Annotated in this window: 13 protein-coding genes; 6 read left to right on the top strand and 7 right to left on the bottom strand. The window is 50.2% G+C overall.

Going from position 1 to position 18,799, the window contains the following annotated elements; genetic code table 11:
- Positions 1–4: 4 nt before the first annotated feature.
- Entirely contained in the window at positions 5–1,342 is a 1,338-nt protein-coding gene (gene aceA, locus RBK99_RS07190; RefSeq protein ID WP_317503954.1) for an isocitrate lyase, read from the top strand.
- Here aceA and aceK read toward each other — a convergent pair.
- Entirely contained in the window at positions 1,326–3,020 is a 1,695-nt protein-coding gene (gene aceK, locus RBK99_RS07185; protein WP_317503953.1) for a bifunctional isocitrate dehydrogenase kinase/phosphatase, read from the bottom strand. The two genes, aceA and aceK, sit on opposite strands and share 17 nt — an antisense overlap.
- 145 nt (positions 3,021–3,165) lie before the next feature.
- On the opposite strand from aceK, the gene RBK99_RS07180 reads away from it, so the two are divergent.
- Positions 3,166–4,101 (top strand): LysR family transcriptional regulator, encoded by a 936-nt coding sequence (locus RBK99_RS07180; RefSeq protein WP_317503952.1) that lies wholly within the window; start codon positions 3,166–3,168, stop codon positions 4,099–4,101.
- Between the two features lie 17 nt (positions 4,102–4,118).
- Here the strand turns inward: RBK99_RS07180 and RBK99_RS07175 are convergent, their stop codons facing one another.
- The gene (locus RBK99_RS07175; RefSeq protein WP_317503951.1) at positions 4,119–7,295 is read right to left on the bottom strand and encodes an amidohydrolase family protein; all 3,177 of its coding nucleotides are present in this window, start codon (positions 7,293–7,295) and stop codon (positions 4,119–4,121) included.
- Positions 7,296–7,414: 119 nt separating this feature from the next.
- Between RBK99_RS07175 and RBK99_RS07170 the strand changes: the two genes are divergently transcribed.
- The 3 genes from RBK99_RS07170 to RBK99_RS07160 are packed head-to-tail and all read left to right on the top strand — an operon-like array spanning position 7,415 to position 10,011.
- Positions 7,415–8,812: a GAF domain-containing sensor histidine kinase gene (locus RBK99_RS07170; protein WP_317503950.1), complete on the top strand. Its 1,398-nt coding sequence runs from the start codon at positions 7,415–7,417 to the stop codon at positions 8,810–8,812.
- Positions 8,813–8,820: 8 nt separating this feature from the next.
- The gene (locus RBK99_RS07165; RefSeq protein ID WP_317503949.1) at positions 8,821–9,276 is read left to right on the top strand and encodes a tellurite resistance TerB family protein; all 456 of its coding nucleotides are present in this window, start codon (positions 8,821–8,823) and stop codon (positions 9,274–9,276) included.
- Positions 9,277–10,011 (top strand): transporter substrate-binding domain-containing protein, encoded by a 735-nt coding sequence (locus RBK99_RS07160; protein WP_317503948.1) that lies wholly within the window; start codon positions 9,277–9,279, stop codon positions 10,009–10,011.
- Positions 10,012–10,027: 16 nt separating this feature from the next.
- Here the strand turns inward: RBK99_RS07160 and RBK99_RS07155 are convergent, their stop codons facing one another.
- The 3 genes from RBK99_RS07155 to azu form a co-directional block, all read right to left on the bottom strand.
- Positions 10,028–13,132 carry an efflux RND transporter permease subunit gene (locus RBK99_RS07155; RefSeq protein ID WP_317503947.1) on the bottom strand — a complete coding sequence of 1,035 codons (3,105 nt, stop codon included), beginning with the start codon at positions 13,130–13,132 and terminating at the stop codon, positions 10,028–10,030.
- Positions 13,132–14,175 carry an efflux RND transporter periplasmic adaptor subunit gene (locus RBK99_RS07150; RefSeq protein ID WP_317503946.1) on the bottom strand — a complete coding sequence of 348 codons (1,044 nt, stop codon included), beginning with the start codon at positions 14,173–14,175 and terminating at the stop codon, positions 13,132–13,134. The genes RBK99_RS07155 and RBK99_RS07150 overlap by 1 nt, the downstream gene beginning before the upstream one ends.
- Positions 14,176–14,263: 88 nt before the next feature.
- A complete protein-coding gene (gene azu / locus RBK99_RS07145) occupies positions 14,264–14,713 on the bottom strand; it encodes an azurin (RefSeq protein WP_317503945.1) in 450 nt (149 codons plus the stop codon).
- 84 nt (positions 14,714–14,797) lie between these two features.
- Between azu and RBK99_RS07140 the strand changes: the two genes are divergently transcribed.
- Positions 14,798–15,949, top strand: coding sequence for a trans-sulfuration enzyme family protein (locus tag RBK99_RS07140; RefSeq protein WP_317503944.1), 1,152 nt, complete (start codon positions 14,798–14,800; stop codon positions 15,947–15,949).
- On the opposite strand, the gene RBK99_RS07135 is transcribed toward RBK99_RS07140, so the two are convergent.
- The gene (locus tag RBK99_RS07135) at positions 15,946–17,634 is read right to left on the bottom strand and encodes an NAD-dependent malic enzyme (protein WP_317503943.1); all 1,689 of its coding nucleotides are present in this window, start codon (positions 17,632–17,634) and stop codon (positions 15,946–15,948) included. The genes RBK99_RS07140 and RBK99_RS07135 overlap by 4 nt on opposite strands.
- Positions 17,635–18,050: 416 nt before the next feature.
- Positions 18,051–18,797, bottom strand: coding sequence for a glutamate racemase (gene murI, locus RBK99_RS07130; protein WP_317503942.1), 747 nt, complete (start codon positions 18,795–18,797; stop codon positions 18,051–18,053).
- Positions 18,798–18,799 lie beyond the last annotated feature (2 nt).

Below are 18,799 nucleotides of genomic sequence, written 5' to 3'. Positions count from 1 at the left end.
AAGTATGACAACCAAAAACCTTTCTTTCGCACAGCAAGTAAAAGACTTACAAAAGCAATGGGACACCGACCCACGCTGGGAAGGCGTCGAACGTCCTTTCAGTGCCGAAGACGTGGTCCGCCTGCGTGGCACCGTGCAGCCGGAATACACCTATGCCCGCAATGGCGCCGATAAACTGTGGCAACTGATTCACGGCAAAGCCCAGGAAAAGTTCGGTAAGGACTACGTCAACGCGTTGGGTGCATTAACCGGTGGCCAGGCGGTACAGCAAGTCAAAGCCGGTTTGCAGGCCATTTATCTATCAGGCTGGCAAGTCGCTGCCGACAATAACTCGGCCTGTAGTATGTATCCGGATCAGTCGCTGTATCCGGTCGACTCTGTACCAACCGTGGTAGAACGCATTAATAACTCCTTTGCCCGTGCCGATCAGATTCAGTGGTCAAAAGGCGTTACACCGGAAGACGACAGCTACATCGATTATTTCGCGCCCATTGTCGCTGATGCAGAAGCGGGTTTTGGTGGTGTGCTGAATGCTTACGAGCTCATGAAGCGCATGATCCAGTCGGGTGCTGCCGGCGTGCATTTTGAAGACCAATTGGCCTCAGTGAAAAAATGCGGCCACATGGGTGGCAAAGTATTAGTGCCTACTCAGGAAGCCGTACAAAAGCTATCCGCCGCGCGCTTAGCTGCCGATGTTGCCGGTACATCAACGCTCATCGTTGCCCGTACTGACGCGAACGCCGCTGACTTGCTTACTTCCGATTTTGATCCGAACGATAAGCCCTTTATTACCGGAGAACGCACCGCCGAAGGCTTCTACCGAGTTAAGCCGGGCATTGAACAAGCCATTTCACGCGGCTTAGCCTATGCCCCATTTGCGGATCTTATTTGGTGCGAAACCGCGAAACCCGACTTAGACGAAGCCCGTCAGTTTGCAGAAGCGGTACACGCCAAGTACCCGGGCAAATTGCTGGCCTATAACTGCTCGCCATCGTTTAACTGGAAACGTAACCTGGATGACGACACCATTGCCAAGTTCCAGCGTGAACTGGCCAGCATGGGTTACAAGTTCCAGTTTATTACGCTCGCCGGTGTACACAACATGTGGTACCACATGTTTGAACTCGCGCATGATTATGCCCGCAACGACATGTCGGCTTACGTTAAACTGCAGCAACAAGAGTTTGAAGCAGCCGACAAAGGCTATACCTTTGTGGCGCATCAGCAGGAAGTGGGTACTGGCTACTTTGACGAACTCACCAATGTCATTCAGGGCGGCGTTTCCTCAGTCACCGCGCTGAAAGGCTCCACCGAGGAAGACCAGTTTAAAACTTCCGCGTAAAGCGCAAGTCTGCGTCATAAGGAAACACATCCGTGAGCTCACCCTTGCGGATGTTTTTTTGTACCCGGCACCAGTAAGCAGAGTCAGTCAGCTCAGGGTGTCGCTTTAGTAATTTGTCACGGTATTTAGCTTGCGGCACTGCAAACTGCGCCAATTGCTCAGGGAAGACATCATCAGGCGCATAAGACACCTCCCAGTCATTGTCAGGCAAACGGCGAAAACTCATATCGGTTAAATAGCGCACTTCATCGTAGTCATAAAACACCACCCGCTTATGCCGTGTGACACCAAAGTTTTTTAACAGCATATCGCCCGGGAAAATATTGGCAGCCATCATTTCTTTCAGTGCCCTGCCGTAATCATCCATCGCCGCATCCACTTCCTCGTCGTTGGCGTATTCTAAATACAGGTTGAGTGGCGTCATACGCCGCTCGACAAACAGCTGATGGATAATCAGCGTGTCACCCTCAATCGAAATAGAATTGGCAATGGTTTGCTGAAACTCCTCCAGTAAGTCACTGGAAATGCGCTTAAGCGGTAAGGCAACGTCGACAAACTCCAGAGTATCCGCCATACGCCCTACCCGGTCATGCCGTTTGACCATACGGTAGCGATCAATCACGGTTTGCCGGCCAAACTCTTTGGTGCCACCCAGACGGTCTTTAATTACTTTAAACACATAAGGAAACGACGGCAGAGTGAATACCGTCATGACCATACCTTTTACGCCCTGCGCAGCAACTAATTGGTCATCAGTGCGACGCAAGTGGTGTAAAAATTCACGATAAAATTCCGTTTTACCCTGTTTATGAAAACCCACTGAAGAGTAAAGCTCTGCCAATGTTTTATGCGGCATCAGGTCTTTCAGGAAACGAACTAAAGCGGAAGGCGCTTCAGTTTCCACCATAAAATACGAGCGTGCAAAACCAAAAATAGTGGCCATGCGGTCAGAGCGCGTAATAAAGGCATCAACATAAAGCTTGCCCTGCGAGTTGATCAATACCGGTACAATAAAAGGGTAATGATTACTCTCCGTAACCACCCGCCCGACAATATAAGCCGCTTTATTGCGATAAAATGGCGATTTGAGTACATCGATACGTAAGTTATGGGCTTCAATGTCGGTTTCCGTCGCTCGCTCGAAAAACTTATCCCGCAGTTGTTCAATGTCGTTCTCAAAGTTCTCAAACTCACCGCCTAAGCCAATGTCCTCAAACACCCGCGTGAGTGTTTTCTCCAGACCATCGACCACCGGAAAATACGAGTGGCACTCGTTCTCTACCGGCACCGGAATATGGTTTGCCAGCACGGTTTCCACAAAAATGTAATCGTTATGAAAGTAGGCTCGGTCAAACACCCGACAAAACACCGAATTATAAAAGGTTTCTGCCAGCTCCGCTTGCGGATGAAACTTCAGCAGCTGTTGGTAGCGCTGCCGGGTGGCCCGCCAGAGGTTTTCATCCAGTTCATTCGCAACCCGGCGCTCAACTTTTTTAGCCGTTGTGCCCACCTGGTGATCATAATAATGAATACGTTCCGAGGCCGCCGATACGACCGCCTTCCAGTCACGCTGCAAAAAGCGCTCACGCGCACCCTGTGTCAACGCCTGAAAGCGCCGATAGTGGCTATGAAAGCCTTCGAGAATACTTTTTGCCAAGGTTTCAGGGCTGATTGTCATGGTATTTTATCCGCTATAACGGTCACAACTTTCTTCGGTTGCATCAAGTTAATCGCCAATAATGACAGAAACAAGTCTGGCGTTATACATTCACCCTATTTATAATTCTGATAGATTTTTTATATATCACTTATTTTGGACAGTTATGAACACCATCAAAGACATTGATCTGAACCTGTTGGTTTACTTAGATGTGCTGCTGCGGGAAAAGAATGTCACCCGGGCGGCGGCACAGCTTAATATTACCCAACCGGCCATGAGTAACGGCTTAAAACGTTTACGTAACCTGCTGAACGACCCCATTCTGGTGCGCACCAGCGAAGGCATGGTGCCCACTCAAAGGGCTTTAGACATGCAGGAAGCGTTGCGCGGTGTCCTGTATTCGGTGGAGGAAATGATCCAGCCAGTACGTGAGTTTGATGCGGCTACCAGTGATCAAGTCTTTCGTATTATGGCGTCCGACTACGCCGCTTCCACCCTTATGCCCAAATTGCTGGAAAAACTCGACGAACAGGCACCCAATGTATCGCTCGATATCATGACCCCCAGTGACATCAGTTTTCACGATGTGGAAAACGGCAAAGTGGATTTAGCCATTAACCGCTTTGAACAGCTCCCTCAGTCGTTTCATCAAAAGAATTTGTGGAGCGATGAGTTTTCCTGCTTGATCCGCAAAGATCATCCCCTGCTGGAAGGTTACACCCTGGACAATTACTTAAAGGCCCAGCACGTTTGGGTGAGTAAAACCGGTTTTGGGGTGGGCGTGGGCATGGACCCGCACGATGTGCAAAAGCTGGGTTGGGTAGATGATTCATTAGATAAACTGGGTAAACGCCGTAAAATTAAAGTGTTTACCCGTAACTATCATGTGGCCATGTATCTGGCACGTCAGGGCCTGGTGGCTACCTTACCAACGCGCGCTGCTGAACTTTATTCGCAAGACAGCGAACTGGTCATGAAAGCCCCGCCATTTGATATACCAGGGTTAACACTGACCATGATCTGGTCGCCGCTGCTGCAACACGATGCAGGCCACCGCTGGTTTCGACAAGTGGTTGCCGAAACCGCGGCGGCCTCTTAGTCAGTAACGACGTTCTCTTATTCCTTCCAAAAAAAGTCGTTACGTTTGCGTGGCGACGGCAGCAAACGGTTCATGGTGGTGGCGTCATACAGCACGCCATTAACCATCGTATGCGTCACTTTGTCAGTATCACGGATGTCTTGCAGCGGGTTACCGTCAATAACGATAATATCCGCCAGCTTACCTTCCTCCAGCGAGCCTAACGCATGAGCCATACCAAACACCCGGGCCGGATCAATGGTTGCGGTACGCAAGGCCTCCAGCGGCTCCATGCCACCCTGTGCCATCATCCATATTTCCCAGTGCTGGGCCAGACCTTCGCGCTGGCCATGAGCCCCGGCAAGCACCTCAACACCTAAATCCTGCAAGTCTGTAGCAACTTCAGCGTTGTTAAAGTGGTTGTAGTGATTATCGGGCGCTTTTTCCCGGCGCATCGCTTTACCCACCAAGAACTCTTGTGGCACATACTTGGTCAGCTTGGGGTGTTTCCATACATCGGTTTTGGCGTACCAGTAGTTTTCACCCCAGATTCCGCCATAAGCAACACCCAATGTTGGCGTATAAGCCACATCACTCTGGTTCCATAACTGACGAATGTCTTCATAAATATTAGCCACAGGTAAAGAGTGTTCGACCGTCGTGTGGCCGTCCATAATCATGGTTAAGTTATGTTGCAATAGCGAGCCACCTTCGGGCACAACCAACATTTCCAGTTCTCGACCCGCCTGAACCACTTGTTGACGCTGATTACGACGTGGCTGGTTATAACTTTTCACAGAAAACGCGCCCACTTTCTTCAACCGCTGAAGGTGAAACTTAGCGTCTTCCAGACTGTCCACGTGGGAGGTATAACCCGGTCCACTCGCACCGTACAAGATAGTCCCGGTAGAGAACAGTCGCGGCGCTGTTATTTTCCCTGCTTTTTGCAGTTCTGAAGCGGCAAAGAACTCAGTCGTATCGTTAGACGGATCGTGAATTGAAGTGACACCAAACGCCAGGTTGGCGTACTGCCCCCAGTTTTGTTCCGGGATAATTTCCGCTTCACCCTGAGCACCGTGCGCGTGCGCATCAAATAAGCCCGGCATCACTGTTTTACCGCGGGTATCAATCACTTCAGCGCCTTCTGGCACTTCAACGTCAGCCAGCGGCCCTACCGCCACTATTTTATTATTGCGGACAACCACCGTACCCTGCTCGTAGACGGTATCACCCTTCATAGTAATCACCTGACCACCCACAAAAGCAACGGTCGTATCCGGTACCATCGCATCTTGCTCAAAACTGATGTTCTGGCCGTTTTCAACTTTCAGCGAATCCGCTTTGGTGAAGTCGTCAAACGCATTCGCCACAGAGGTATGGTAAAGCTCAGGGCCTAAAGTCCAGTAAAGCTGACGACCATCGGCCGTCCACGACAAGTTTTCACCGGCGCGCACAGACAATTGGCGCACAGGCATTTGTTTGTCATCCGGCCCCACATTGATCACGCTGCCGCGCTCAACTAAAGGTGTTACAAACACTTTAAAACGCTCGGCAAACGCCAGTTGCTCACCATCCGGAGACACCCGGAATTCAGTCGCCAGTTCCGATTGATATAACTCACGCTGTTGCAGAGTTTCTAAATCAATCACACTAAGTGTTGGCTTCTCGGCCGGGGTCATTAAGTACACCCGATCATTGCGGGCACCAAATTGCAGCTGCTGGCCACTCTCAGCTATTTTTTCTGGCTTTTCATTGCCATCAACCGCCAGCCGGAACACACCCGTTTCCAGACCGTAGCGGTCAGAAATCAAATATCCGCCATCAATTTTGCGATAGACCACGTGTTTACCGTCTGGTGAAAACGTCGGTTCAACAAAGTTACCGGGACCGGTATTTAACACCTGCTCTTCTCCAGAGCGTAAATCTCGCACAATGACCTGAGCCTGAGTCTGGTCATCCCAACGAACAAACACCAGCTTTTCGCCGTCACGGGAGTATTGCGGGTACAGTTCAAAGTCATCGCTTTGGGTTAACCGCTTTGGCTCACCTTCCGGTAACCCGCGCTGGTAAAGGTTCCCCAGGGCTTCATAAATGACCTGGTTGCCTTTAGGCGACACCTGCGCCATACGCAGCATTTTGACGTTGAATTCATCTTTATCCACGTCTTGTTTAAAGCGCAACGCTTCCTGAATTTTTTTCTCGGTTTCCACTTTAAACGGGATAATACGGGCGTTACCGTTTTCAATGTTCAGCTTCTGAATATGACCACCAGCCCAGAACACCAACTGGCTGGAATCCGGTGTCCAGTCCATAGTGGGATACACACCGTGAATCGCCCAGGTTTCCTGCATGTCGCGTTCCATCTGCCCGTAAACTCGCTTGTGTTCACCCGTTTTCAAGTCCAGCAGATAAAGCACGCTGCTAAAGTCTTCTCGTTTAATATACGCCAGGTAACGTCCATCGGGTGACGGAGTTGGCCGAATGGCACCACCGGCACCAGCAATTAAGGTTTCTATTTCTCCGGTTTGACGCTCAAACCGCTTAATTTCATAGATGCCTTCCATCGAATCTTTGCTGTAGTGGAAGGTTTTTCCTTTGGTGTCATCCTGCGAGAAATAAATGTACTTCCCGTCGGGAGAAAATGCCGGCTCGCCCAAATCTTTCTGGTCATTGGGACGCTCAGTCAGCTGGATCCCTGAACCACCTGAACGGTGGTACATCCAGACTTCACCAGCGCCCAGAGAGCGGCTGGCCGTGAAATGTTTCCGGGCCACAAGAAATTCACCGTCCGGGCTCCATGCCGGGCTGTTCAGCAAACGGAAGGTTTCTTCAGTAACGGCCCGGACATTGCTGCCGTCGGCATCCATCACCCAAATGTTGTCGCCACCCCCCTGATCAGACGTAAACGCAATGTAGCGACCATCGGGCGAATACACCGGCTGCATGTGCCAGGCAATACCACCTATTAGTTTTTCGGCTTCGCCACCAGCAAAAGGCATACGATAAATATCACCCAGCAAATCAAACACAATGTATTCGCCATTGGGGCTGACATCCACATTCATCCAGGTACCGGAGTTGACCGAGATATCAACGGTTTTAAATTCGCCGGGCGGGTTCGACACATCCCAGCCGTTGGTTTGTTCTTGTGCCATGCTCAGCGGCGCAAAGCTCAACAGCGATGCCAACGCCAAGGTCAGTGTTGTTTTTTTCATGGTATTGCCTCATTAAAAATGTTCTCTCTTTGTAGGCAGTTAAGATCCAAATGTCCAGTCTCTAACGTTAAATGGAGAGTTATGCTCGGTTAATGGACTTTGGAGGTCAGTAGGTTATAGTGAGCAAATATTCAGATGACGGATTGGGTATGAACGACGCCTTAGAAAATATCCTTCTCGACGTATCACGGTCGCCGGACATTGATGGCGGTGATTTAGAAAAAGCGTCAGAGCTCATTCTTACCTCAGCTCTAAAAGGACTCGATATTACACGAGTCAGTATCTGGTTATTGCAACCCGACAAACTCAGCATGACCGCGGCCAAGCTTATTGATGAAAAAAACCACGAAGCGGAAATTCCCGTGCTGCGTAAATCCGAATTACCCTCCTATTTCAGCTTTTTAGAAACCGAACGCACCATTATTGCCAATGATGCCCGTAACCACCCGGCCACGGTAGAGCTCAGTAATGGCTATTTAGAAGAAACCGGCGTGTATGGAATGCTTGATGTTCCCTTACGCCATAAAGGTGAAATGATAGGCGTTCTGTGCTGTGAAAGCCGAAAGGCCTCACGGCGTTGGACATCGAACGAAGTCGCTTTCGTCGGCATGCTTGCAGACATTTATGGTCGAGCTGTCAGTGCGGCAGAGCGTGAGCGCTTTGAAGTCTTATTGGTCAGGCAAAATGAGCAACTGGAAAGTATGGTCGAGGAGCGCACAGAATCTCTGACCAAAGCGCTGGATAACTTTAAACAAGCGCAGGAACGCCTCATTGAAACAGAGAAAATGGCCGCGCTGGGCAAACTGGTTGCGGGAGTTGCTCACGAAGTGAATACTCCGCTAGGGGTTTCGGTAACCGCCGTGACACATTGCGAACACCGCTTAAAAAAGCTGGATCAAGCTTTTAGTGACGGATCTATTTCTCGCAAGCAGCTGCAAACTTTTATTAGTAACAGTTTCGAAGCTTACCAATTACTGAGCAGCAACCTTGAGCGCGCCGCGACACTCATCCAAAACTTCAAGAAAACCGCCGTGGATCAGTCCAGCTTTGAATTGGTCGTGTGTGAACTCAATAACTATTTGCACGCACTGGTCTTAAGCCTTAAACCTATGGTAAAAAAGAAAAGTGTCTCAATAAAGATAGACTGCGACGACACTATTGTTTTGCGCACTTATCAAGGTGCTCTGGCTCAAATTGTGACCAATCTGGTCAGTAATACTAACGACCACGCCTTTGCAGAAGCGGACGAAAACCATCAAATCCATATTCAAACCGAACAGGAAGATAATGGTGTCCGTTTCTATTTTCGCGACAACGGCAAAGGCATGGCGAGCGATACCATAAAAAATATCTTTGAACCGTTTTTCACTACGTCGCGTCAAACCGGAGGGTCTGGATTGGGCTTATCCATTGTCTATAATTTGGTCACAAGGAAACTCAAAGGAGAAATTTCTGTCCAATCGACGCCAGGTCAAGGCACAGAGTTTTCCTTTTTCTTACCCGATTTACCCAAATAGGATGTTGTATGCTCAAAGCTCTACAGAACTTTTTTCAGCAAAATACAAACACAGAACAAGCCGCGTTACACCAAGTCGAAGGTCTATCAAACGAGGCTTTTCTGTCGCTGGTTCTAATGACCGAAATCAGTTTAGCCGATGGACAATTGTCGCAAGAAGAGCGCGAGCACTTATTGCATGAGCTCGAGCACGAATATTCTCTAACAGGGCCTAAAGCGGATCAGGCAATTGATGAATCGGTTCAGGCAGTAAAAGAAGCGTCTTCCCTGCATGATTTTACCGCACAGTTAAAAGCATTAAGATACGAGCAACGCGTTGAATTATTGGAAACTTTGTGGGTTGTTGCCTACGCTGACAATACACTCGACCCGCATGAGGAAAGTATGCTGAGGAAAATGGCTGATCTACTTTACATTAGTCACGCGGACTACATTCGCGCCAAATTAAGCGTTATGGATTCTTAAATGCGGCTGGGGCCAAGCGTTCTCACTGTCGCATTATTGAGTGCAGCGCTGCCTGCCCACAGCCATGCAGAGGAAGTTGGCATGGCAACGGGCTACCCACCGTTTCAATTCAACCAAGATGGTGAACCGGTTGGCTTCGATCTGGATGTCACACGGGCTATTTTCAACTACTTGCAAAAAGACTTGAGCCTTCATCAGTACGACTGGGACAATGTTGTCAGCCTGCTCCGCTACGGTGAACTCGATGTGGCCATTGGGATGGAATCCACAGCCTTCCGACAGGCCTATTTCGATTTTAGCCAAGCTTACTATCACCGCATTGCGACGTTATTCGTTTTAGATCAAGACAGCAGCCCCAGTGCAGTGCGGCAGCTGGTTGGGAAGCGCATTAGCGGTGACAGACATTCAGTGCTTGAACAGCATCTAAAAGAGCTGGGGTTGAGTAACGCAATACGAATTGAGCAGGCTGACTCGAAAAATGCAGCAATGGCTCAGTTAGCCGCTGGAGAAGTGGAAGCCGTTATCATGCCGGAAACCGTCGGCCGGTATTTAGCGAATGAAATGAATTTACCCATTCGAATTTTATGGCAGCCTGACATTAAGGTCCCCGTCAGTTTTGCCGTAAAGTCGGGCGACTCCGAGCTTATCAGGCAGATAAACGGTGCGTTAGAACATCTTGAAGCAACCGGGCAGCTCGATGAGATACGCCAGCGCTGGAGCATCCAGCACTGGTAATAACCTCGCTCTGACTTTACTGTCCTTTTTCTCTTGCCGCTTCCATTTCATCTTCCAGCCGAGCCGCTTCATCGGCACGAGGCTTGGTAAAGCGCGCCAGCCAAAGGTAAAGCACCGGCGTTAAATACAGCGTAAAGATCGTTGCTAAACCTAAACCACCGAACACCACCCAACCAATAGCATTTCGGGCTTCAGCCCCGGCACCGCTGGATAAAATTAACGGTAAACCGCCTAATATGGTCGAGACCAGCGTCATCATAATAGGACGTAAACGGATCAACGAGGCTTCTTCAATCGCTTTACGTACCCCATAACCTCTGTCGCGTAACTGGTCAGCAAACTCAACCAACAGCACCGAGTTCTTCGCTAGCAACCCTATGAGCATCACCAAACCAATTTGCGAATAAATATTCAATGACGTTCCCGTCAGAAATAACGCATAAATAGCGGCAGCAATACCAAAGGGCACCGTCAACATAACCACAAAGGCACTGTTAACCGACTCGAACTGAGCTGCGAGTACAAGGAAAACAATCAAGAAGGCCAATATGTAGGTCATCGCTATTTCCTGCGATGTATCCTCAAAGGTTGCCGCTTCACCAAGGAACACCAGTCCCATACTGTCAGGGAGATTGTTTTCAGCAATGGTTCTAAGTTGGTTAACGGCCTCAGACATCGGTAAGCCTTCGGGCAAATCAACGTCTATTTCAATGGCCCGGCGCTGAGCGTGGCGTTCCAATTCTGCAGAGACCCCTTCTTCAACAATTTTCGATACACTGGAAATAGGCACCATCTCGCCGTTACTGGAGGGCACATACAAGTTCTGCATGTCTAAAGGTGACTCTATCGCCTTATTTCTGGTTTGCAATATCACCGGAATCTGCTGATCACCCACGTTTAAATCAGCCACGTCGTCACCGTTGACAGCCACCCTCAATGTCGCTGCAATGTCCGACAAAGAAACCCCAAGTTCAGAAGCACGCAGCCGATCAATTTTGACTCTCAGCTGAGGCTGAGTGGGTTGATACGAAATATTCGGATTACCCAGTTGAGGCATTTGTTGCTCAATGGCCGCCGTGAACTTTCTGGCCGCTTCATATATATCAGTGTAACTCTCGCCGGTTACGGCCATCTCAAGGCCGCCACCCTGCCCTCTCAGGTCCAGGCTATTCTCACCAAACGCACGACCCGGGGCGCCGGGCACCTTACTCAGAGGTTCGCGTAGTGAGTTTATAATCTCTTGCTGACTTCTTTCTCGTTCTTCCCAAGGCACTAGCGTCGCACTGATGAAAGCAATATTTAAATCCCATTGCCCCACGACGGTGTATAAGGATTCAATATCGCCTTTTTTCTTTTCTTCCAGCAGAATTTCTTCCAGCTTACGCGCTTGTCGGTCCATGAAGTTTAACCCGACACCATCAGGGCCCCGGGCAAATACCTGGACGCTTCCCCGATCTTCATCCGGTAATAACTCACTGCTGACAGTTTTATAGGTCATAACAGCACCGCCAGCCGCCAGTAGAGAGAAAACGCCAATAACCCAGCTAAAGTTCAATGCCAAATGAAGGGTTTTCGCATACCAGCCTTTAAACGCATGGCCTATGCCGCCGAAAATATTCTTCTTGCCCGCCGATTTTGGCAAACGGGCGGTAAAAGCCGGCACTATCGATAAGGCGACAAACGAAGAGATAATAACGGCTGCGGCCAGCACGCCACCAAATTCGCGGAACAATCGCCCCGCAGTAGAAGGTAAAAACGCAATAGGTACAAACACTGCAGCAAGCACCGCCGTGGTTGCCACCACCGCAAAGAACACTTCACGGGTACCAAGTACCGCAGCAGCCCGACTCCCAAGGCCTAAACTTCGGCGGCGCTGAATGTTTTCGGTCACTACAATAGCATCATCAACAATCAAACCGGTTGCGAGCACTAAGGCTAATAAGGTCAGAATATTGATAGAAAAACCCATCAGCCAAATAGCTGATAAGGCACCGAATAATGCCACCGGTATTGAAAATGCAGGAATAATGGTTGCCCGGAAAGAGCCAATGAAGACCCATAAGGTTGCTATAACCAGAGTAATGGTAATGGCTAACGTCGTGACTACTTCCGCTACCGACTTGCGAATGAACTGGGCGTCGTCGTTGGTCACAACCATGGTCATGTCGGGAAAACGCTGTTTCAGGCGATCCAGTACCGCCAACGCCTGATCCGATATCTCTATCGTATTGGAGCCGGCCTGACGAATCACTCCCAGACCAACCACGGGCTTACCATCCAGCCGCACAAAACTACTGGCATCCGCAGGTGAAAAATACGCCTGCGCAACATCGCCAATGCGAGTTGAGCCCTCAATAATAATGTTTTCAATTTGTTCTTCATTAACGGCCGTTGCATCGGCACGCACGATCAAACGCTGGTCGGTCGAACGCAATGCGCCCGCCGGAACATCAAAGGGCGCCTGCTGCAAGGCCTCTCTTACGTCCGTCACAGACAGACCAAAACTATTCAGTTTCAGCGGGTCTAACGCCACCTTCATAACCCGTTCCCGGGCCCCGTTTAACCTGACGTCGGCAACGCCATTAATCGATAAAAACTCCGGTGCTAAATCGGTTTCTAACCGGCGGGTCAGTTCTGACAAGCCCAAGGTGTCGCTACTAACCGCAATGTCCAGTACCGTACTGGCATCGTCATCTGCTTTAACGACGTTTATCTGTTCAACATCTTCAGGAAGTTCCCGCCTTATTTGGTTAACCGACTCACGAACTTCACTGGCAACCACATCAATATCAACACCCGGTCTGAATTCAACCACAATACGTGCTGAGTTTTCTTCGCTTTGCGAGCGAATGGATTTTACCCCGGAAACCTGGGCAGCAGCCCCTTCCAGAATACTGGTAACTTCTGCATCAACCGTTTCCGGTGCGCCTCCCGGTAATACCGCTCTTATCGTCACCACCGGGCGGTCAACGTCCGGCAACTCACGAACCTCGACGCCCATCAGGGCGGCAATGCCGGAAATAGCAATGAGTATATTAAGAACAACAATCAGTACCGGACGGCGGATAGATAACGACGGCAGGTCGTTTGCTTCAGTGGAAGGAGGCTGATGTTCCGACATTACTCACTCACTCCCTGCGCATCCAGACGACTGCGGTCAAAGGTGACTTTCTGACCATCCCGCAGGCTTTGAACACCTTCGACAATCAACAGGTCATCGCGTTGAATATCACCGGAAACCAAAACGCGCCCGGCCAAACGCTGCTCAATCTGGACACTGACACGCTCCGCAGTGCCCGCCTCCGATAGCCAAATATACGGGGTGTTCGGTCCCCATGAAAGCGCCGATTCCGGCACCGAAACAAACTCTTCGCCTTTCACCTCAAGGGCCGTTCGAAAGCTTGCTCCGGGTAAAAACTCATCATTACTGTTGTCAATTTTTGCCCGCGCACGATACAACCGCGTGGTCGGGTTAATTCTGGAATCCAGTTCCACAATTTCGGCCATCACCGGTGGTCCCGAGTAACGCCAGGGTTCCACAGCAATAGTGGCTCCTTCGTTAGCCAATGACACTGCCGCTTCAGGAATACGGAAGTCGATTAACAGCGATGAGCGGTCATCGAGCGTCGCAATGGCGGTTTGCTCGGTAATACGATCACCGACTTCAACATCAGTGATACCAATAATGCCTTTAAAAGGAGCGCGTACGAAGCGATCTTCCAGATTAATCCGCGCACTTTCCAGCTGCACACGGGCCAAATCTCTTAATAAAATGGCGTTGTCCAGCTGAGACTGTGGTATCGCGCCCTGATCCCGGCTTTCCTTCAGCCGCTCAACGGTGCGCTCCGCGTCTCTTAAATTAATTTTTGCCTGTTCTACCGCCACTCGTTGGCGACGGGCATCCAGTTCAACCAGTACTTCATCTTTTTCCACTAAGTCGCCGGGTTCGAAGTTTATCGACACAACACGGTCACCCACCGCCGGATACAGCGTCACTGAACGGACAGCCTCAGCCGTACCGACCGCTTCAATCCGATTCCGTTCGCGTTCAAAAGTGACCGGTTCGACAATCACTAGTGTTTCCCGCGGTTCAGGTTGCTGCGCATAGCTAATACTGCTGTGCAGGGACAACCCCAGACAAAAAGCGATGAGTAAAGACTTCATAATGGTCAATTAATGCTCCAAAAAAACTGCAGCCAATGAGGCTGCAGTTTCAAACAAATGATGAATCATTTAAGTAGTGGTTAATTACCTACTCTTTGATTACAAAGTTACCTTGCATAATGGCCGAGTGACCTGGAAAGGTGCAGTAGAATTTATAATCTGTATCCGCACTCATGCCCTCTGTAGAGAAGGTCACTGAGGTTTTTTCGCCACCACCAATGACGTCGGTGGCTGCAATCACAGTATCCGTCTCTGGAACATATTCATTTTCCATGCCCGCAGACATTCCCTTTTGCACAATAGATTGCATATCACTGGCTTTACTTAGTACCCAGTTATGCCCCATCACTTTTTCACCCAGCTTACCTGAGTGAGTCAGTGTGACGGTGACTTCCTCACAACTGGCTGGTACTGACATTTCCTTTTTATCAAACCTCATGCTGTCATTACCAGTTATCATCAGCTCGCATTCGTTAGCTTGTGCAGCGTTTGCGACAAACAACATAGAGCCCAACAGGGCTGAAATTACGTAACGCATTGCAATACCTCTTCAGTTAGTATGAAATGACTTCCTTTCTTATACGTGATATCTCGCATTGAGATTACTTTAACGAGAATTTATATGACGAAATCTCCTTTTTCGCCGCAATCACTCCTTGCTCAAGGTGGCAGCCACTCTGACAACGAGAATGGCGTAATTATCCCTCCAGTATACACATCAACTACTTACCTTCGCGATGAAGACAATCAATATCGCAGCGGTCGAGTGTATTCGAGAGCTGACAACCCCACCTACCGACCTGCTGAAAAATTATTGGCGGAACTTGAGAACGCCGTTGATGCGCGCTTATTCGCCTCCGGCATGGCAGCTGCCACAGCGGTGTTTCAGGCGTTGAAGCCCGGTGACTCAGTTATCGCACCCAACATTATGTACTGGGCTTTGCGCAAATGGCTGCAGACGTTTGGCGTCGATAGCGGACTGGATATTCGTTTTGTGGATACCGCCGACTTGGATCAATTGCGCAGCGCAATTGCCGAAAAGCCCCCCACACTTATTTGGCTGGAAACCCCGGGAAATCCTCTGTGGACCGTTACCGACATTGAGGCCGTAGCCCAAATGGCGAAAGACTGTAATGCCCTGCTCGCAGTCGACTCAACGGTAGCCACCCCTTTGCTGACAAAGCCTTTGGATTTGGGTGCCGATATTGTCATGCATTCGGCCACTAAATACCTCAACGGTCATTCCGATGTCATTTCCGGCGCCCTGGCGGCCCGTGAAGACAACGCCTTCTGGCAACGGCTGGTCGCTATTCGCGCGCAGTCGGGTGCTGTGCCGGGGCCGCAAGACGCAGCGCAGCTCCTGCGAGGTATGAGGACCCTGTTCCTGCGTGTAAGAGAAAGCTGTCAAAGCGCACTCTACATTGCTGAACAGTTAGAACAACACCCGCAGATTATTGAAGTGCTGTATCCAGGCCTGAAAAGCTTTGCCGGTCACCCGGTGGCGCAAAAACAAATGCACGGCGGTTTCGGCGGTATGTTGTCAATTCGCTTAGCCGGTGGCGAAAAAGCGGCCATTGCCGTTGCTGCGAAAACACAGCTCTGGCACCGCGCAACATCATTGGGTGGGGTAGAAAGTTTGATTGAGCATCGCGCCAGCATTGAAGGTCCGGATACACCGGTACCACTCGACTTGCTGCGTTTATCGGTAGGCATTGAAAACGCCGATGACCTGCTGGCAGACTTACAGCAAGCCATCGACTTAGCTCACGCTTAAATGCTCACGCGTTTGTAGAAACGGTACTCTGGCTTCCAGAAATTGTTGTCGATGCGCTCGCGTAGCGTGTCGTCATCAATTTCCAGTGCCAGCCCTTCTTGCTGCGCTACTTTACCCACGGCAAAGGCAATGTCTTTGCTCAACTGAGTTAAGTCGTTGAAAGCAGGTAGTAAATCCTCACCTTTACCATTCGCACTAGGCGAAGCCGCCGCCAGCGTTTTACTGGCGACACGCAGCATTTCATCACTCACTCGTTGCGACTTAACCGATAAGACGCCCAAACCAATACCGGGGAAAATATAGCTGTTGTTGCATTGCGCGACTGAGTAAACTTCCCCATTGTATTCAACCTGACCAAAGGGACTTCCGGTAGCCACAATCGCTTGACCTTCACTCCACTTAAGCACATCCGCCGGGTGCGCTTCCACGTGTTTTGAAGGATTACTTAATGGGAAAATAATTGGGCGTTCGACATTTTTCGCCATAGTCGAAATCACCTGTTCCGTGAACAGTCCGGCTTTACCGGACACACCAATGAGAATATCCGGTTCAGCGCAATGCATCACATCCAGCAGCGACGGATAATCACCACTGTATTCCCAGCCAGCTAAATCCGCCGTGTTCTGCGCCAGTGCCTGTTGGAAATCACGCAAGCCATCCATGGTGTCCATTACCAAACCAAAGCGGTCTACCATGAAAATCTGCTTTTTCGCCTGTTCTTCGGTTAAGCCCTCGGCCGTCATCTGAATCATCACCTGCTCGGCAATACCACAACCCGCCGAGCCCGCACCAACAAACACCACTTTTTGCTCGCTGAGCTTTTTACCTTTCTGGCGACACGCTGCCAACAACGTGCCCACCGTTACCGAGGCCGTGCCCTGAATATCATCGTTAAAGCAGCAGACTTCATCACGATAACGGCGTAACAATGGCATCGCATTGGGCTGCGCAAAGTCCTCAAACTGCAGCATCACACCTGGCCAGCGCCGCGTTACCGCTTTAATGAATTTATCCAGAAATTCGTCGTACTCGTCCTGATCAATACGCTTATGCCGCGCGCCCATATACATCGGGTCGTTCAACAGTTTTTCGTTATTCGTACCCACATCCAGCATCACCGGCAACGTATAGGCCGGACTGATACCACCACAGGCGGTGTAAAGAGACAACTTACCAATAGGAATGCCCATACCGCCAATGCCCTGGTCACCTAAGCCCAGAATGCGCTCACCGTCAGTCACCACAATCACTTTGACTTTTTGCTTAGTGGCATTGCGCAGAATATCGTCTATCTGGTCTCGTTCAGAGTAGGAAATAAACAGGCCGCGCGAACTGCGGTAAATGTCAGAGAACTTCTCGCAGGCATCCCCCACCGTCGGGGTGTAAATAATCGGCATCATCTCTTCCAGATGATCCGTTAACAGACGGTAGAACAAGGTTTCGTTGTTGTCCTGAATAGCACGCAGGTAAATGTGCTTATTAATCGGCGTCTCAAAGCTTTTGTACTGCATATACGCCCGCTCCGCCTGCTCTTCAATGCTCTCATAGCGAGGTGGCAACAAACCGGTCAGGTTAAACGCGGCACGCTCTTCCCGACTGAAGGCACTGCCCTTGTTCAGTAGTGGGGTTTCCAACAAATTAGGGCCAGAATACGGAATATAAAGCGGACGCTGCGTCTGCGGCATAAGTACAAACTCCTGAAAGCCAAAGTAGTACCTAGTTTAACGTAGCCTGACATTCATGTCAGGAGAGATATCGAGGAAACGGCTGTTAAGTCGCATGTTTCGCTGGAGCGTTAAGGGGCTTTATGCCAGAGACGCTGCAAGTTCATCCATGAACGCTTGGCGAAGGCCATCCATGGCCTTCGACACTCTGGCATAAAGCCCCTCAACACTCATAACGCTTACATGCAACTTAACAACCGCTTATCGAACTCGGAACCTAAAAGCTAATTTAGCTCGCCGGATGAGTGCACCGACGGTTAATAAGGCTCTTACGGAGGTGTGCAGCGCCATGGATGGCGCTGCTCAAGCCCTACAGGGACGTACTTGCGGGCGGCCTCCGTAAGAGCCTTAGTAACCTCAGCACTCGTTCGGTGACGCTACAATTTCAGGCCCCAGCGGGTGGCGGTGCGTTTGACGGCGTCGACGTTTTCGGTGGCGATGATGTGCAGCGGTGTGGTGTCAAACTGAGCGCTAAGATCCAGGTGTTGTTTTAACCAGGCCAGCATGGCTTCGCCGGAGTGGATAGTTTTTGCACCGTTGAAATAGGCGGAAATGCTCTCGGCAATAAGCGGAAAATGCGTACAACCGAGTAATACCACATCCGGTTTTTCCAGCTGGCTAAAATAATGCTTAAAGGTTTCCTGCAGTATGGGGCCGTCGTAGAGCTCTTCTTCGACAATCGGCACGAACAGTGGCGTTGGCATGGCGTCCACTTTGTTGTAGCCCAGTGCGTGAATCTGCTGCTGGTAGGCACCGGAATTAATAGTGGAACGGGTGGCTATCACCAACACTCGTGCACTGCTATCAATACCCTGCAACTGTTGCAGAGCCATCACACCGGGTTCTAACACGCCGTACACCGGCTTATTGGAGAACTTCTGCATTTGCTCCAGGGCCGTCACGCTCACCGTGTTGCAGGCCACCACCAGACAGTCTACATCGGCGCCGTTAAAAAACTCCACGGCCTCCAGCGCGTAGCGGGTAACCGTGTTGCTGTCCTTGCTGCCGTATGGCACCCGCGCCGTGTCGCCGTAATACAGCAGATCACTAAAGCAACCACTTTGCTGCAACGAGCGCGCTACGGTCAGGCCACCCACGCCACTATCAAAAACTCCGACTTTCATGT

The organism is Idiomarina solivarensis (assembly GCF_033052755.1).
GTDB lineage: Bacteria > Pseudomonadota > Gammaproteobacteria > Enterobacterales > Alteromonadaceae > Idiomarina.
This window is presented reverse-complemented; position numbering and strand designations above follow the sequence as displayed.

What these genes read in the sequence shown, in the direction of transcription:
- aceA (WP_317503954.1), top strand. Translation starts at nt 5, where the DNA reads ATGACAACCAAAAACCTTTCTTTCGCACAGCAAGTAAAAGACTTACAA.
- aceK (WP_317503953.1), bottom strand. Translation starts at nt 3,020, where the DNA reads ATGACAATCAGCCCTGAAACCTTGGCAAAAAGTATTCTCGAAGGCTTT.
- RBK99_RS07180 (WP_317503952.1), top strand. Translation starts at nt 3,166, where the DNA reads ATGAACACCATCAAAGACATTGATCTGAACCTGTTGGTTTACTTAGAT.
- RBK99_RS07175 (WP_317503951.1), bottom strand. Translation starts at nt 7,295, where the DNA reads ATGAAAAAAACAACACTGACCTTGGCGTTGGCATCGCTGTTGAGCTTT.
- RBK99_RS07165 (WP_317503949.1), top strand. Translation starts at nt 8,821, where the DNA reads ATGCTCAAAGCTCTACAGAACTTTTTTCAGCAAAATACAAACACAGAA.
- RBK99_RS07160 (WP_317503948.1), top strand. Translation starts at nt 9,277, where the DNA reads ATGCGGCTGGGGCCAAGCGTTCTCACTGTCGCATTATTGAGTGCAGCG.
- RBK99_RS07155 (WP_317503947.1), bottom strand. Translation starts at nt 13,132, where the DNA reads ATGTCGGAACATCAGCCTCCTTCCACTGAAGCAAACGACCTGCCGTCG.
- RBK99_RS07150 (WP_317503946.1), bottom strand. Translation starts at nt 14,175, where the DNA reads ATGAAGTCTTTACTCATCGCTTTTTGTCTGGGGTTGTCCCTGCACAGC.
- azu (WP_317503945.1), bottom strand. Translation starts at nt 14,713, where the DNA reads ATGCGTTACGTAATTTCAGCCCTGTTGGGCTCTATGTTGTTTGTCGCA.
- RBK99_RS07140 (WP_317503944.1), top strand. Translation starts at nt 14,798, where the DNA reads ATGACGAAATCTCCTTTTTCGCCGCAATCACTCCTTGCTCAAGGTGGC.
- RBK99_RS07135 (WP_317503943.1), bottom strand. Translation starts at nt 17,634, where the DNA reads ATGCCGCAGACGCAGCGTCCGCTTTATATTCCGTATTCTGGCCCTAAT.
- murI (WP_317503942.1), bottom strand. Translation starts at nt 18,797, where the DNA reads ATGAAAGTCGGAGTTTTTGATAGTGGCGTGGGTGGCCTGACCGTAGCG.